General features: G+C 69.0%; 17 protein-coding genes. 13 read left to right on the top strand and 4 right to left on the bottom strand.

What is annotated here, in order from left to right:
• Positions 1–71 precede the first annotated feature (71 nt).
• Positions 72–1,325 carry a phosphoribosylamine--glycine ligase gene (purD, locus tag CJ177_RS26555; protein WP_061696789.1) on the top strand — a complete coding sequence of 418 codons (1,254 nt, stop codon included), beginning with the start codon at positions 72–74 and terminating at the stop codon, positions 1,323–1,325.
• A 71-nt stretch (positions 1,326–1,396) separates the two neighbouring features.
• Here the strand turns inward: purD and CJ177_RS26560 are convergent, their stop codons facing one another.
• Both CJ177_RS26560 and CJ177_RS26565 read right to left on the bottom strand, forming a co-directional pair.
• Positions 1,397–2,149: a 3-hydroxybutyrate dehydrogenase gene (locus CJ177_RS26560; protein WP_095868999.1), complete on the bottom strand. Its 753-nt coding sequence runs from the start codon at positions 2,147–2,149 to the stop codon at positions 1,397–1,399.
• Positions 2,146–3,534 (bottom strand): MFS transporter, encoded by a 1,389-nt coding sequence (locus tag CJ177_RS26565; protein WP_095869000.1) that lies wholly within the window; start codon positions 3,532–3,534, stop codon positions 2,146–2,148. Before CJ177_RS26565 ends, CJ177_RS26560 begins: the two co-directional genes overlap by 4 nt.
• Before the next feature lie 113 nt (positions 3,535–3,647).
• Here CJ177_RS26565 and CJ177_RS26570 point away from each other — a divergent pair, with 113 nt between their 5' ends.
• The 6 genes from CJ177_RS26570 (at position 3,648) to CJ177_RS26595 (ending at position 8,098) form a co-directional block, all read left to right on the top strand.
• Positions 3,648–4,574, top strand: a complete 927-nt coding sequence (locus CJ177_RS26570; protein WP_037180062.1) for a LysR family transcriptional regulator — start codon at positions 3,648–3,650, stop codon at positions 4,572–4,574.
• 23 nt (positions 4,575–4,597) lie between these two features.
• On the top strand, positions 4,598–5,764 hold the full coding sequence (locus CJ177_RS26575; protein ID WP_005244454.1) for a pyridoxal phosphate-dependent aminotransferase: 1,167 nt from the start codon (positions 4,598–4,600) through the stop codon (positions 5,762–5,764).
• Between the two features lie 101 nt (positions 5,765–5,865).
• Entirely contained in the window at positions 5,866–6,153 is a 288-nt protein-coding gene (locus CJ177_RS26580) for a PLDc N-terminal domain-containing protein (RefSeq protein ID WP_005244453.1), read from the top strand.
• A gap of 56 nt (positions 6,154–6,209) precedes the next feature.
• Complete coding sequence (locus CJ177_RS26585) at positions 6,210–6,623, top strand: DUF1707 domain-containing protein (RefSeq protein ID WP_005244452.1); 414 nt, start codon at positions 6,210–6,212, stop codon at positions 6,621–6,623.
• A gap of 107 nt (positions 6,624–6,730) precedes the next feature.
• Positions 6,731–7,327: a PepSY domain-containing protein gene (locus CJ177_RS26590; RefSeq protein ID WP_005244451.1), complete on the top strand. Its 597-nt coding sequence runs from the start codon at positions 6,731–6,733 to the stop codon at positions 7,325–7,327.
• 93 nt (positions 7,328–7,420) lie between these two features.
• Complete coding sequence (locus CJ177_RS26595; RefSeq protein WP_095869001.1) at positions 7,421–8,098, top strand: DUF998 domain-containing protein; 678 nt, start codon at positions 7,421–7,423, stop codon at positions 8,096–8,098.
• On the opposite strand, the gene CJ177_RS26600 is transcribed toward CJ177_RS26595, so the two are convergent.
• Positions 8,085–8,333, bottom strand: a complete 249-nt coding sequence (locus CJ177_RS26600) for a hypothetical protein (RefSeq protein ID WP_218835132.1) — start codon at positions 8,331–8,333, stop codon at positions 8,085–8,087. The two genes, CJ177_RS26595 and CJ177_RS26600, sit on opposite strands and share 14 nt — an antisense overlap.
• A 54-nt stretch (positions 8,334–8,387) precedes the next feature.
• Between CJ177_RS26600 and CJ177_RS26605 the strand changes: the two genes are divergently transcribed.
• The 3 genes from CJ177_RS26605 to CJ177_RS26615 all read left to right on the top strand — a co-directional run bounded on the left by CJ177_RS26605 (position 8,388) and on the right by CJ177_RS26615 (position 10,952).
• The gene (locus tag CJ177_RS26605; RefSeq protein ID WP_005254889.1) at positions 8,388–9,017 is read left to right on the top strand and encodes a TetR/AcrR family transcriptional regulator; all 630 of its coding nucleotides are present in this window, start codon (positions 8,388–8,390) and stop codon (positions 9,015–9,017) included.
• 22 nt (positions 9,018–9,039) lie between these two features.
• Positions 9,040–10,461, top strand: a complete 1,422-nt coding sequence (gene purB, locus CJ177_RS26610) for an adenylosuccinate lyase (protein ID WP_005244448.1) — start codon at positions 9,040–9,042, stop codon at positions 10,459–10,461.
• A gap of 77 nt (positions 10,462–10,538) precedes the next feature.
• Positions 10,539–10,952: an HIT family protein gene (locus CJ177_RS26615; protein ID WP_095869003.1), complete on the top strand. Its 414-nt coding sequence runs from the start codon at positions 10,539–10,541 to the stop codon at positions 10,950–10,952.
• A 28-nt stretch (positions 10,953–10,980) separates the two neighbouring features.
• On the opposite strand, the gene CJ177_RS26620 is transcribed toward CJ177_RS26615, so the two are convergent.
• On the bottom strand, positions 10,981–11,745 hold the full coding sequence (locus tag CJ177_RS26620) for an NRDE family protein (protein ID WP_095869004.1): 765 nt from the start codon (positions 11,743–11,745) through the stop codon (positions 10,981–10,983).
• Between the two features lie 99 nt (positions 11,746–11,844).
• Here CJ177_RS26620 and CJ177_RS26625 point away from each other — a divergent pair, with 99 nt between their 5' ends.
• Genes CJ177_RS26625 through CJ177_RS26635 form a run of 3 tightly spaced genes read left to right on the top strand, consistent with a single transcriptional unit; the run spans position 11,845 to position 13,944 of the window.
• Positions 11,845–12,324, top strand: a complete 480-nt coding sequence (locus tag CJ177_RS26625) for a MarR family winged helix-turn-helix transcriptional regulator (protein ID WP_095869005.1) — start codon at positions 11,845–11,847, stop codon at positions 12,322–12,324.
• Complete coding sequence (locus CJ177_RS26630; RefSeq protein WP_095869006.1) at positions 12,321–13,166, top strand: ABC transporter ATP-binding protein; 846 nt, start codon at positions 12,321–12,323, stop codon at positions 13,164–13,166. The genes CJ177_RS26625 and CJ177_RS26630 overlap by 4 nt, the downstream gene beginning before the upstream one ends.
• The gene (locus CJ177_RS26635) at positions 13,126–13,944 is read left to right on the top strand and encodes an ABC transporter permease (protein ID WP_054245748.1); all 819 of its coding nucleotides are present in this window, start codon (positions 13,126–13,128) and stop codon (positions 13,942–13,944) included. The genes CJ177_RS26630 and CJ177_RS26635 overlap by 41 nt, the downstream gene beginning before the upstream one ends.
• The last annotated feature ends 8 nt before the right edge of the window (positions 13,945–13,952 follow it).

Consider the following 13,952-nt stretch of genomic DNA (forward strand, 5'->3'; position numbering starts at 1 on the left):
CCGTACCGGCGGGAGTGTCGAGACCGCACGCTCCGACCATCCCGTTCGGCGTGGCCCGTAGGCTGACACCCGTGCGCGTACTCGTTATCGGCTCCGGAGCCCGTGAACATGCCCTCCTTCTCGCCCTTGCTCGCGATCCGGGTGTCACCGCCCTGATGTGCGCGCCCGGCAACGCCGGGATCGGCAAGATCGCCGAGCAGCACCCCGTCGACATCGCGTCCGGGGAGGCGGTGGCGGCCCTCGCGAAGAAGCTCGACGCCGACCTCGTCGTGGTCGGCCCCGAGGTCCCGTTGGTGCTGGGTGTCGCGGACGCCGTCCGCGCGGCAGGCATCGCCTGCTTCGGCCCGTCGGCCGACGCCGCGCGCATCGAGGGTTCCAAGGCGTTCGCCAAGGACGTCATGGCCGCCGCCGGTGTGAAGACCGCGCACAGCGAGATCGTCGACTCGCCCGCCAAGCTGGACGAGGCACTCGACCGCTTCGGTCCCAACTGGGTGGTCAAGGACGACGGCCTCGCGGCAGGCAAGGGCGTCGTGGTCACCACGGATCGTGACGCGGCCCGCGATCACGCGGCCGAACTGCTCGAGAACGGTCACCCCGTTCTCCTCGAATCCTTCCTCGACGGTCCCGAGGTGTCGCTGTTCTGCGTCGTCGACGGCGAGACCGTCGTGCCGCTGCTGCCGGCCCAGGACCACAAGCGCGTCGGCGACGGCGACACCGGACCCAACACCGGCGGCATGGGCGCGTACACGCCGCTGCCGTGGCTGCCCGAGCAGACCGTGACCCAGATCGTCGACGACGTCGTGAAGCCGGTCGCGGCCGAACTCGTCGCCCGGGGCAGCGCCTTCAGCGGCCTGCTGTACGCCGGGCTGGCGATCGGCAAGGACGGCCCCGCCGTGGTCGAGTTCAACTGCCGCTTCGGCGACCCCGAGACGCAGGCGGTACTCGCGCTGCTGAAGAGCCCGCTCGGGGAACTGCTGAACGCGGCCGCCACCGGAACGCTCGATCAGGTCGCGCCGCTCGAATGGCAGGACGGCTCGGCGGTGACCGTCGTGGTCGCGGCCGAGTACTACCCGGCCACCCCCCGCACCGGCGATGTGATCACCGGCGCCGACGGTGACGGCGTCCTGCACGCAGGCACCAAACTCGTTGACGATCAGGTGGTCTCCGCCGGCGGGCGCGTGCTCAGCGTGGTCGGAGTCGGAGCCGACCTCGACGCGGCGCGCGCGGATGCGTACTCCAAGATCTCCGCGATCAAGCTGCCGGGAAGCCACTTCCGCAAGGACATCGGACTGGCCGCGGTCGAGGGACGCATCGCCCTTCCCTAGGTCGGAGCGCTCCAACGACTGAGAGGCGTGCACCCCCGGAACATCCGGGGGTGCACGCCTTTTTCGTCACGTCACCGGGCGGTCCACCCTCCGTCGATCGTGTAGGAGGCGCCGGTGACCATGCCTGCGTCGGCGGACGCGAGCCACGCGACGAGGGACGCCACCTCCGACGGTTCCACCAGTCGCTTGATCGCGCTCTCGGTGAGCATCACCTTCTCGATCACGTCGGCCTCGCTGATGCCGTGCACCTGTGCCTGATCCGCGATCTGCTTCTGCACCAACGGTGTCAGCACGTAACCGGGGTTGACGCAGTTGCTGGTGACGCCGTGCGGGCCACCCTCGAGCGCCGTCACCTTCGACAGGCCCTCGAGTCCGTGCTTGGCGGTGACGTACGCGGCCTTGAACGCCGATGCGCGGAGTCCGTGCACGGACGAGACGTTGACAATGCGCCCGAAGCCCGTGGAATACATGTGCGGCAGGGCTGCACGGATCAGCAGGAACGGTGCCTCGACCATCAGCGTCTGGATACGCCGGAAGTCCTCGGGGCGGAATTCCTCGATGGGACTGATGGTTTGGATACCGGCGTTGTTGACGAGGATGTCGGTCTCCAGCCGCAGCTCGGTGAGCGGTTCGGTGTCGAGGAGGTCGACGTGCCACGCGGTTCCGTCGATTTCGTCGGCGAGGCTCTTGGCGGCCACGTCGTCGAGGTCGGCGACCGTGACGTGGGCTCCGCGTGCGGCGAGCGTCCGGGCGCAGGCCGCCCCGATCCCGCTGGCGCCGCCGGTGACGAGCGCGGTGCGTCCGGTCAGGTTCCGCTCGGTCATGCGGGGACCCCGTCCTTCGCGCCGGCAGCCTTCTCGTCCGCCAGGATCTGGGCGTCCGCCGCGTCGATCGATTCGAGCGAGATGCCCTTGGTCTCCCGGGCGACGATGACGGCGACGACGGTGACGAGGCACGCGATCGCCAGGTAGATCGCAATCGGAACGGACGAGTCGTACTTGCTGAGCAGGCTGGCCGCGATGATCGGCGCCAGCGAACCGGCCACGATCGAGGTCACCTGGTAGCCGAGGGAGACACCCGAGTACCGCATGCGCGTTGGGAACATCTCGGCCATGATCGCCGGCTGGCCGGCGTACATGAAGGCGTGGAAGACCAGGCCGATGATGATCGCTCCGAGGATGACGGCGTTGTGCCCGCTGTTCATCATCGGGAAGGCGAAGAAGCCCCACGTGCCCGCGGTCAGCGCGCCGATCATGTAGACGGGACGCCGGCCGATGGTGTCGGAGAGCCGCCCGACGAGCGGGATCACCGCGAAGTGCACGGCATGCGCGATCAGCATCCACCAGAGGATCTGCGCGGTGTCCGTGTGGACGACCACCTTGAGGTAGGTGATCGAGAACGTGACCACCAGGTAGTACATGACGTTCTCACCGAAACGCAGGCCAATCGCCGTCAGCACGCCGCGGGGGTAGCGCTTGAGCACCTCGAAGACGCTGAAGGACGTCTCCTTGATGTGCTCCGCTTCCTTCTGCGCCTGGATGAAGATCGGAGCGTCCGTGACCTTCGTGCGGATGTAGTAGCCGACGAGGACGATCACGGCCGACAGCCAGAACGCCACGCGCCAGCCCCAGCTGAGGAACGCCGCATCGGACAGCGTCGTCGTCAGGATCAGCAGGACGACGGTCGCGACGAGGTTGCCGGCAGGCACGCCGGCCTGCGGCCACGACGACCAGAAGCCGCGGGACTTGTTCGGGCTGTGCTCGGCCACCAGCAGCACCGCGCCACCCCACTCGCCGCCGACGGCGAATCCCTGGATGAAGCGGAGGGTGACGAGCAGGGCCGGGGCCCAGTACCCGATCTGGCCGTACGTGGGCAGGCAGCCCATGAGGAACGTGGCCGCGCCGACGAGGAGGAGGCTGAACTGGAGCAGTTGCTTGCGGCCGAACTTGTCGCCGAAGTGACCGAAGACGATGCCGCCGAGGGGCCGGGCGACGAAGCCGACGGCGTACGTGACGAACGCCGCGATGATCGCGTCGAGTTCGTTGTCCCCGGCCGCGAAGAAGACCTTGCTGAACACGAGCGTCGCCGCGGTCCCGTAGAGGAAGAACTCGTACCATTCGACGACGGTGCCGGCCATGGATGCGCCGACCACCTTCTTCAGCCCGGACGGCGGGGCTTCCTTCGCGTGCGCTGTTTCGTCGACGCTCATCTGTCGCTCCTCGTTACACTCCGTACCCCGTTGTGACTGGGGACACAGTTCGTTGGTCCTGCCGAGTATTGATGCATATTTGTGCGCACACAATGACGCAACCTGCAGTCGGCATGTGCAAATATGCACAAGTGACCTCTGGAACAGCCCTGCCCAGCGCCGACGACCTGCTCGTACTGCTGGCAGTGGGGCGGACCGGCCGCTTCAACACCGCCGCCGACGACCTGGGCGTCAACCACACGACCATCTCGCGGCGGATCGCGAGTCTGGAGAAAAGCCTCGGCGGCCGGGTACTTGTGAAGGCCGCGGGCGGGTGGGAACTTACCGACCTCGGGCGGCAGGCGCTGACCGCGGCCGAACGCGTGGAGGCCGCCGTCCACGGACTCGTCGCCGAACCCGGCCGCGCCGACCACCTGAAGGGCGTGGTCCGGGTATCGGCGACCGACGGGTTCAGCGCCTACATCGCGGCACCCGCCGGCGCGCTGATCCGCAGCAGGCACCCCGAGGTGTCCGTGGAGATCGTCGCGATCACCCGCCGGGCCTCACAGCATCGCTCGGGGCTCGACATCGAGATCGTCGTGGGCAAGCCGCAGGTGCACCGGGCGGAGGCGCTGTGGCTGGCCGACTACACCCTCGGCCTGTACGGCGCGAAGTCGTATCTGTCCGCACACGGCACACCGAGGCAGGTGGGTGATCTGGCCGATCATTCACTCGTCTACTTCATCGACTCGATGCTGCAGGTCGACGAACTCGACCTCGCACGCCGCCTCACCGTCTCGATGCGCGAATCGGTGACGTCGACCAACGTGTTCGTGCACGTCGAGGCCACCCGGGCGTCGGCAGGTATCGGGTTGCTGCCGTGCTTCATGGCCGACCGCCACGACGACCTCGTCCGGGTGCTGCCCGGGCAGGTCGAGGCCACGCTGGCGTACTGGCTCGTGGCAAGACCCGAGTCGTTGCGCCGACCGGAGGTCGCGGCGGTGGTGGGGGCGATCCGGGAGACGGTGGAGTCGCAGCGGGACGCGTTGGCGGGGCAGTGAGCGCGTCACGCTAGCGTCAAGGGGTGCGTCCAGAATCCCAGCGGTCCAACATCCAGACCTTCCACGTGATGGACGTGTGGAAGGCCGCCACCGAACGTCAGCGCACCCACGGTGACGTGCTGACGCTCGCAGCGGGGCAGCCGTCCACTCCCGCTCCGCAGCCGGTTCTCCGCGCGACGCGGGAAGTGCTCGACGGACACCTGCTCGGCTACACCGAGACGTTCGGGATCCTGCCGCTGCGCGAGGCGATCGCCGGATACCACTCCTCCAAATCCGGTATCGACGTCGACGCCGAGGACGTCGTCGTGACCACCGGATCCTCGGGTGCGTTCACGCTGCTGTTCCTCGCCGCGTTCGACGTCGGCGACACCGTCGTGGTGGCCCGCCCCGGCTACCCGGCCTACCGGAACACGCTCGCCGCGCTCGGCTGCAACGTCATCGAGATCGACTGCGGAGCGGACACCCGGTTCCAGCCGACGGTCGCGATGCTCGACGCCCTGCCCGAGCCGCCTGCCGGACTGATCGTTGCCAGCCCCGCCAACCCCACCGGCACCGTCATCGACCCCGGCGAACTGGCCGCCCTCGCCCGCTGGTGCGACGACCACGGGACGCTGCTGATCTCCGACGAGATCTACCACGGCATCGGCTACGGCGAGCAGGCGATGACGAGTTCGTGGGAGACGTCGCGCGAATCCGTCGTCGTCGGATCGGTGTCCAAGTACTTCTCGATGACGGGCTGGCGGCTGGGCTGGATGCTGGTCCCGGAGGGGCTGCGCCGGCCGCTGCAGCGCCTGGCCTCGAACATGACGGTGTGCCCGCCGGCCATCTCCCAGTACGCGGCGATCGCCGCGTTCACCGAGGAATCGAGGGCCGAGCTCGACGGCCACGTCCAGCGCTACGCCGTCAACCGGGAGTTGTTGCTCACCGGGCTTCCGGAACTGGGCATCGCCGACCTGGCGCCCGCCGACGGCGCGTTCTACGTGTACGCCGACATCGGGCACCTGCTCGGCGGATCCCACGGCGGCACGTCGACGGAATGGTGCTCGCGACTGCTGCAGGACACCGGTCTGGCGCTGGCCCCGGGCATCGATTTCGACACCGTCCACGGCGACCGGACGGTCCGGCTGTCGTTCGCCGGATCCACCGCCGAGGTCCGGGAATCGCTGGTGCGACTGGGTCGCTGGCTGTAGGCGGAGTTTCTCGACGACAGCTCTTGCGGCACCGCCGCAGCAGTTGTTCGATGGACTTGGGCGCACTGCGTGTTCGGGCGTGCCAGGCAAGGAGAACGGCGATGCTGTACATCGCGTTGTTCGCATTCGTGTTGTGGGTCCTGTGCTTCGCCGACGCCATCACCACCGACGACGACCAGTTCCGGAACCTCTCGAAGGAGGGCTGGCTGGTGATCGTGCTGCTGCTTCCGCTCGTCGGCTCGGTGTTGTGGCTCGTCGTCGGACGGCCGCAGAAGGACCCGGGCGATCGGCTGCCCGCCGACCCCGAGGAAGCCGAGTTCGTGCGGCGGTGCCGGGAACGGGCCGAGGAACAGCGCCGGGAAGGTTTCCACGGGCGCGACCAGGAGTAGAAGGCCTACACTGTGGCTAGGATTACACTGTTACACCCCGGCCCTGAGGCGACGACATGAGCGACATCAGTCATCCACAGCCACCCGTTCCCGGCGGAGTCCGCATCGGGACCGTGGAACGGGAGCAAGCCGCGGCGGCACTCGCCGAACATTTCGCAGCCGGACGGCTCGAGACCGACGAGTTCGACGCGAGGGTCCGCCAGGCGTACCTCGCCAAGACCGCCGCCGACCTCATGCCGCTCTTCGCGGACCTCCCGGACGAACAGCGTTTCGCGCCCGAACCCGATCGCGTGCGCCGCGATCCGGGACGGGAGGCCGCGGCGCTGCGGACGCTGGTGTTCGTGGTGGCCGTGCTCGCCGCGATCCTGTGGGTCGCCCTGGTCCGCGTCCCCCCGCTCGTCTTCCTGCCCATCGTCTGGCTCGTGCTGGCCCGTCGCGGCTTCGGCAGGCGGTCGTGCCGGGCGTGGTGACGCTCTGACCCGGACCGGCGAGAACTGCTGAAAACTACCTCGAGGTCGGTTGTCGCTCCCGTACTCTGACACGCAGGTCCACGCCGTCGAGCGATCGAGGAGCCACGATGACCCCCAGAATTGTGCGATGTGCGAGCCTGATCCCGGTTGTCGCGGCCTCCGCTCTGCTGCTGGGTGGCTGCGGTTCCGACAGCAGTGACACCTCGTCGACCTCTGCCAGTGCCACGGCATCGGCCACGGCCACGACGGCGCCGCCGACAACCACGGGCACGGCGGTGGCGTCGGCGGTCACCAAGCAGCAGGCGGAGCAGATCGCTGTCGCGGCAGTCCCGGGCGGCACCGTCTCGAACTCCGAGGAACAGCAACGGGATGGAAAGACGGTGTGGCATGTCCACATCCGCGACACACGGGGCTACGACTACGACGTCGACGTCGATGCGGCGACCGGCGCGGTGGTCCCCGAGAGCCGGGACGGGGAGACCACAGCTGCACCCGCACCCGCCCCTCCCGCCGGCGGAGCGGTGACCCAGCAGCAGGCGGAGCAGATCGCTGTCGCGACAGTCCCGGGCGGAACGGTCGCGAACGCCGAGGAGCAACAACGGGACGGTAAGACGGTGTGGCACATCCATATCCGCGACGCCAAGGGCTGGGACTACGACGTGAACGTCGACGCGTCGACCGGAGCCGTCGTTCCCGACAACTGACCACAGTGGGTAGAACGACCCATGTGCCCGCCTCGGGAAGATGGGTACGTTGCCCGATGCTCGGGCCGTGGATGTCGCTCTAACGTCGATGGCATGGTCACCACGTCAGTTCTCGTGTCGTGCACCGACTTCCCGTGTTGGGCGGCCCGTACGGGCGCGGCGGGGCCACTCGTGTTCACCGCCGGGTTCGTCCTTCAGGAGATGTTCCGGCGAGACGGCTACAGCCCGATCGCCGATCCCATCAGTGCTCTCGAGGCCGACGCGAGCGGATGGATCCAGCAGGTGAACTTCCTGGTCTTCGCCGCGCTCCTGACGACCTTCGCCATCGGATTGCACCGTGGTGTCGCGGCGACGCGGTTCGGCTGGGCGGGACCGGGTCTGCTCGGCGTCGCGGCGGTGGGACTGGTTCTCGCCGCCGTGTTCCCGTTGCGTGCGGACGCGGCCGGGAACGCCTACGACCCCGGCAACCATGTGATCGCGGGTGTCACGTTCTTCTCGTGCAGCGCGCTCGCACTCGTCGTGCTGTCTCGCCGATTCGCCGCCGATCCGCGGTGGCGCAGCCTCGCGTCGTATGTCGCCGTCGCCGGTGTGGTCGGTCTGGGCTGTTTCGTGATGCTGGGCCGGTTCGCGATGCCCGACGGTTCCGCGCTGCACGACGTCGCCGGACTTCTGCAGCGCTGCACCCTGCTCCTCGTGACGTTCCCGGCGCTGGTGACGATCGCGCTGCGGCTCCGTCGCCTCGCCCGACGGCCGACACTCAGGGCGTCGTGAACGTCGGCACCCGCACCTGGTCGAGGCAGCTTGTGTCGTAGTCCCCGCCCGGACTTTCGAGGAAGCCGACGGTGACGGCGGGGGCACAATCCGAGGACTGCAGCACGTCGTGGCCGAGCCCGGGGAACGCGAGGACCACGACAGGGTTTCGGCCGCGGTCCGCGCCTGCGATCCGCACCGACACCCGCATGGTCCCGACGCTACGCGGGTGGCCTCCACAGCCCACATACTTCACGGTCTGTCGTCCAATTTGCCCTGGTTCGGCACCCGCGGCTGGCAGGATGAATTGGTGTCATCTGCGGCAACTCCCAAGGGCGAACGGCGCCGACAGGCGCTGGTCGAGGCTGCCGCCGATCTGTTGCTCGAGGGTGGATTCGACGCGGTCCGGCACCGCTCGGTGGCCACCCGGGCCGACCTTCCGCTCGCGTCGACCACCTACTACTTCGAGTCGCTGGACGACCTGATCGCGAAGGCCGTCGAATGCAACGGCAACCGTGATCTCGCGGTCATGCGCGGCCGCGTCGACGACGTCACGCACCGGCGCCGCGGCCGCGAATCCACCGTCGACCTCCTCCTCGACCTACTCGTCGGACCGGCCCTGATCAGTGAGGACTGCCGCGAGAGGCTGATCTCCCGGTACGAGCGGTTCACGGCCTGTGCGCGTCGCCCCGAACTGCGCGAGGTGCAGTTGCGGTTGCGCGCGCAACTCGACGACGTACTCACCGAGGCCCTGCGACGCTCCGACCGCGACGTCCGGCAGGAGCAACTCCGGCGGCTCGTCGCCGTCGTCGACGGAGCCCTGGTGACCGCGCTCGGCGAACACGACCCCGACCTGCGGGCCCTCGCCCGGGCCATGCTGCTCGACGTCGTCGACGTCGTCGCGCCCGCCCTCGACCGGCCGGACCACGTCGAGCTGTAGCACCGCCGTAAACTGAGGACTCGTGAGCCGCATCCCGAACGTCCTTGCCAACCGTTACGCCAGCCCCGAACTCGTCGAGTTGTGGTCGCCCGAGCACAAGATCGTCCTCGAGCGCCAGCTGTGGCTCGCCGTGCTGCGTGCCCAGGCGGAACTCGGGATCGACGTGCCGGCCGAGGCGCTCGCCGACTACGAGCGGGTGCTCGAGCAGGTGGACCTCGACTCCATCGCCGACCGTGAGCGTGTCACGCGCCACGACGTGAAGGCCCGCATCGAGGAGTTCAACGCGCTCGCCGGGCACGAGCAGGTTCACAAGGGTTTGACCAGCCGCGACCTCACCGAGAACGTCGAGCAGCTGCAGATCCTGCGGTCGCTCGAGCACGTGCACGCGCACGGTGTCGCGGTCGCCGCCCGGCTGGCCGAGCGGGCCGCCGAGTACGGCAGCCTCGTCATGGCCGGCCGGTCGCACAACGTCGCCGCGCAGGCCACCACACTGGGCAAGCGGTTCGCGTCGGCGGCCGACGAACTGCTCGTCGCGCTCACCCGGCTGCGCGAGCTGATCGACCGCTACCCGCTGCGCGGCATCAAGGGACCCATGGGCACCGCGCAGGACATGCTCGACCTCCTCGACGGCGACGCGTCGAAGCTGGAGGCGCTCGAGCAGAAGGTCGCCGAGCACCTCGGCTTCTCCCACGTGTTCACGAGCGTCGGCCAGGTGTACCCGCGGTCGCTGGACCACGACGTGCTGTCCGCGCTGGTTCAGGTGGCGGCCGGGCCGTCGTCGTTCGCGCACACCATCCGCCTGATGGCCGGCCACGAACTGGTCACCGAGGGCTTCCAACCCGGCCAGGTCGGGTCGTCCGCGATGCCGCACAAGATGAACACCCGTTCCTGCGAGCGCGTCAACGGACTGCAGGTCGTGCTGCGCGGGTACGCGTCCATGGCCGCCGAGCTCGCGGGCGCGCAGTGGAACGAGGGCGACGTGTTCTGCTCGGTGGTGCGCCGCGTCGCGCTGCCGGACGCGTTCTTCGCGATCGACGGACTGATCGAGACGTTCCTGACGGTGCTCGCCGAATTCGGCGCCTACCCCGCCGTCATCGAGAAGGAACTCACCCGGTACCTGCCGTTCCTCGCCACGACCAAGGTCCTGATGGCCCTGGTGCGGGCCGGAGTAGGCCGGGAGACGGCGCACGAGGTCATCAAGGAACACGCCGTCGCCGTCGCGCTGGCGATGCGCGAGGAGGGCAGGGAGCCCGACCTCCTCGACCGCCTGGCCGCCGACGACCGCCTGCCCCTCGACCGGGCCGCCCTCGACGAGGCCCTCGCCGACAAGAAGGCGTTCATCGGTGCCGCCGAGTCGCAGGTCGCGACTGTCGTCGCGCAGGTACAGAAGCTCGTCGACGCCAACCCCGAGGCAGCCGCCTACCAGCCGTCCCCGATCCTGTAGGCGGCTTCGCCGCCCGTGCGTGGTTAACGAGTGCAGGCACTCGTCAACCACGCACAAGCACCGGAGGTGCCTAACCCGTGAACTGCATTTTCTGCGAGATCGTGTCGGGCCGATCCGACGCCAGCGTCGTGCACGAGGACGACGACGTGATGGCGTTCATGGACATCCGGCCGTGGACCTCCGGACACCTGCTGGTGGTCCCGAAGCGGCACGCGACCGGGCTCGCCGACCTCGACGCGGGTGACGGCGCGGCGGTGTTCGCGGTGGGGCAGCGCATCGCGTCCGCGCTGCGCCGCGGGCCGATGCGGGCTCAGGGCGTCAACCTGTTCCTGGCCGACGGGATCGCCGCCGGCCAGGAGGTCTTCCACGTCCACCTGCACGTCGTTCCCCGGACCGCCGGTGACGGGTTCGGGCTGCGCGGAATGCCGAAGTCGCCGAGCCGGATCGCGCTCGATCAGACGGCGGGCGTCATCCGTTCCTCCCTGACGTGAGTGGCAAAGCGTGCGGGAGCACACTTTGTCACTCACGTGCGGGGTAGCGGACCTCGCCGGTGGGGCCGTTCTCGTCGAACCGTCGTTCGGTGATGTCGAAGGTGCCGTCCGGCCGGACCCGCAGCAGTGTCGACGCCCGCGTCCCGTAGTCGCCGTAGTGAATGAACCGGGACGACAGGGCGCGTTCGAGTTCGGGTTCGATGCCCGTGTCGGGTAGCGCCTCCCACGGTGCGGGGTCGCTGTCGGCGAGCACGTCGAAGTATGCCCCCGGATCCGCATCGGGGCTGCCGTCGTCGGCGGCGAGTGCAGCGGCGAACGCCTGCTTGCCGCCGGTCACCTTCGGCCACGGTGTGTCGAGTTCGGCGTTGGACAGGCCGTGGACGCCGGGTTCCACCCGCTGCCGCCGACCGTGGGGCCGGTTGGTGGCCCACCACAGTTCCGAGGGGTCGCCGACGAGCAGGTTGAAGCTGCCGTACTCGGCGCCCGTTGCGGCCACCTGTGCGGCGTAGTCGGCGGGTGACAGCCGACCGCGGAGGTAGTCGACGGGCAGGGCCCCGCGGGACCGTGCCCCGGTGGAGGGTGCGCCGTTGCGGACGTTGGTGACGGCCGCGAATCGCAGGGAGTCGGCGATTCCCATCCAGGTGCCGCCGGCGAGCAGATCGCGGCCCGCGAGGAACCCGTCGTCCCACCTGCTCAGCGGTTCGGTGGGGCGGGCGTAGAACTCGTCCCGGTTGGCCGCGACGACGAGGGGGAGATCGGGGCGGGTATGCCAGGCGAACAGGACCAGGCACATGCAGACGTCTCCTTGTCACCCTCGATCATCCGAACTCGGTGTGCATGCCCGAGCGTAGCCGCCCTCGTAATACCTCTGAAACAGAGCTATATTGATTTCATGGCACAGAACGAGTCGCCTGCCGAACAGCTCTTCGCCGCAATCGGATTGCTGCGCCGGCACACGCGCCGTCGGGTCGGGCGGCCGTGGCCGGAGACGCCGTTGACGGGGGCGCAGGTGGAGCTGGTGCGGCTGCTCCGCCGCAGGCCCGGCACGTCCGTCGCGGAAGCCGCGGCAGCGTTGGGCCTCGCCGCGAACACCGTCTCCACCCTCGTGCGGCAACTCACCGACGCCGGGCTGATCGAACGGGTGCCGGACGAGTCCGACCGCCGCGTCGCCCGCCTGGCGCTCACCGACGACGCGCGGGCCCAGGTCGAACGGTGGCGCGACCGCCGCAACATCGAGGTCGCCGCCGCATTCGACGGACTGAGTGCCGAGGACCGGAAGGCCATCGAATCCGCCGTACCCGCCATCACCCGCCTCGCCGGAGCCCTCCACCCGGATCAGGCCGGGCCGAGCGATCAGGAGGTCGCCAGATGATGTTTCGCAGGGCGCGGACCGCCGCACGACAGCGGCCGTCCCACGACGCGCTGGCACTGTCGCACGTGACCTACTCGTTCGGGGACTACACCGCGGTGAAGGACCTGAGCCTCGTGATCGAGGCGGGGGAGTGCTTCGGCCTACTCGGCCCCAACGGGGCGGGGAAGACCACCACGATCCGACTGCTCAACACGCTTCTTCCGCTGCAGGAGGGCGACGTGAGCATCTTCGGGTACGACGTGCGCACCCAGGCCATGGCCGTTCGACGGCTGCTCGGGTATGTGCCGCAACAGTTGTCGATCGAAGGCGCGCTCACCGCCCGCGAGAACGTGTCCTGGTTCGCCCGCCTCTACGACGTGCCCCGGTCCGAACGCCGGCGCCGGGTGGACGAGGTGCTGGAGATGGTGGATCTCGCCGACGCCGCAGACCGGGTGGCGTCGAGTTTCTCGGGCGGCATGGTCCGGCGCCTCGAACTCGCGCAGGCGTTGGTCAACCGGCCGTCGTTGCTGGTGCTCGACGAGCCGACGGTCGGGCTGGATCCGGTTGCGCGGGATTCGGTGTGGACCCGCGTCACCGAGATGCAGAAGCAGTACGGGATGACGGTCCTGCTCACCACCCACTACATGGAAGAGGCCGAGGCGCTGTGTGATCGGGTCGCGTTGATGCACCGCGGCGAACTGCGGGCGGTCGGTTCCCCATCGGGGCTCGTCGCCGAACTGGGGCCCGACGCGACGCTCGACGACGTCTTCCGCCACTTCACCGGTGACAGTCTCACCGCCGACGAGAAGGGAGGGCTCCGGGATGTCCGTAGCGCCCGCCGCACTGCCCGCCGTCTGGGCTGAACCGCCGACCCGGGGTGTGCTCCGGTTGTTGTCGCGGATCGTCACGTTCTGTCTGGTCGAGCTGCAGAAGCTCCGCCACGACCGGACGGAGTTGGTGACCCGGGCGATCCAGCCGATTCTGTGGCTCGTCATCTTCGGGGAGACGTTCAGCCGCATCCGCGCGATTCCGACCGGCGACGTCCCCTACCTGGACTACCTGGCACCCGGCATCATCGCCCAGTCGGCGCTCTTCGTCGCGATCTTCTACGGCATCCAGATCATCTGGGAACGCGACGCCGGGGTCCTGACCAAACTGCTCGTGACACCCACTCCGCGTGCGGCTCTCGTGACGGGTAAGGCGTTCGCGGCCGGTGTTCGCGCGGTGGCCCAGGCCGTGGTCGTCGTGGTCGTGGCGGCGCTGCTCGGCGTCGGGATGACGTGGAATCCGGTGCGACTTCTGGGTGTCGTCGCGGTCGTGGTGCTGGGCGCGGCGTTCTTCTCGTGCCTATCGGTGGCCATCGCCGGGGTGGTGCTCAAACGTGACCGGCTGATGGGGATCGGCCAGGCGATCACGATGCCGCTGTTCTTCGCGTCGAACGCGCTGTACCCGGTGGAACTCATGCCGGGGTGGGTTCAGGCGATCAGCCGCGTGAACCCCCTGAGTTACGAGGTGTCAGCACTCAGGGGGCTGCTGATCGGCCAGCCCACGAACTACTGGCTGGACTTCGGGGTGCTCGTGGCGGCCGCGGTGCTCGGGATCGCCGTCGCGTCCGCGCTGCTGGGGCGACTGTCCCGATAGCCGGGCCC

The organism is Rhodococcus sp. ACPA1 (genome assembly GCF_002300195.1).
Lineage (GTDB): Bacteria > Actinomycetota > Actinomycetes > Mycobacteriales > Mycobacteriaceae > Rhodococcus_F > Rhodococcus_F opacus.

Excerpts from the sequence above, each read along its gene's own strand:
- CJ177_RS26560 (WP_095868999.1), bottom strand. The coding sequence starts at position 2,149 with ATGACCGAGCGGAACCTGACCGGACGCACCGCGCTCGTCACCGGCGGC.
- CJ177_RS26565 (WP_095869000.1), bottom strand. The coding sequence starts at position 3,534 with ATGAGCGTCGACGAAACAGCGCACGCGAAGGAAGCCCCGCCGTCCGGG.
- CJ177_RS26570 (WP_037180062.1), top strand. The coding sequence starts at position 3,648 with ATGTGCAAATATGCACAAGTGACCTCTGGAACAGCCCTGCCCAGCGCC.
- CJ177_RS26580 (WP_005244453.1), top strand. The coding sequence starts at position 5,866 with ATGCTGTACATCGCGTTGTTCGCATTCGTGTTGTGGGTCCTGTGCTTC.
- CJ177_RS26585 (WP_005244452.1), top strand. The coding sequence starts at position 6,210 with ATGAGCGACATCAGTCATCCACAGCCACCCGTTCCCGGCGGAGTCCGC.
- CJ177_RS26590 (WP_005244451.1), top strand. The coding sequence starts at position 6,731 with ATGACCCCCAGAATTGTGCGATGTGCGAGCCTGATCCCGGTTGTCGCG.
- CJ177_RS26595 (WP_095869001.1), top strand. The coding sequence starts at position 7,421 with ATGGTCACCACGTCAGTTCTCGTGTCGTGCACCGACTTCCCGTGTTGG.
- CJ177_RS26620 (WP_095869004.1), bottom strand. The coding sequence starts at position 11,745 with ATGTGCCTGGTCCTGTTCGCCTGGCATACCCGCCCCGATCTCCCCCTC.
- CJ177_RS26625 (WP_095869005.1), top strand. The coding sequence starts at position 11,845 with ATGGCACAGAACGAGTCGCCTGCCGAACAGCTCTTCGCCGCAATCGGA.
- CJ177_RS26630 (WP_095869006.1), top strand. The coding sequence starts at position 12,321 with ATGATGTTTCGCAGGGCGCGGACCGCCGCACGACAGCGGCCGTCCCAC.
- CJ177_RS26635 (WP_054245748.1), top strand. The coding sequence starts at position 13,126 with ATGTCCGTAGCGCCCGCCGCACTGCCCGCCGTCTGGGCTGAACCGCCG.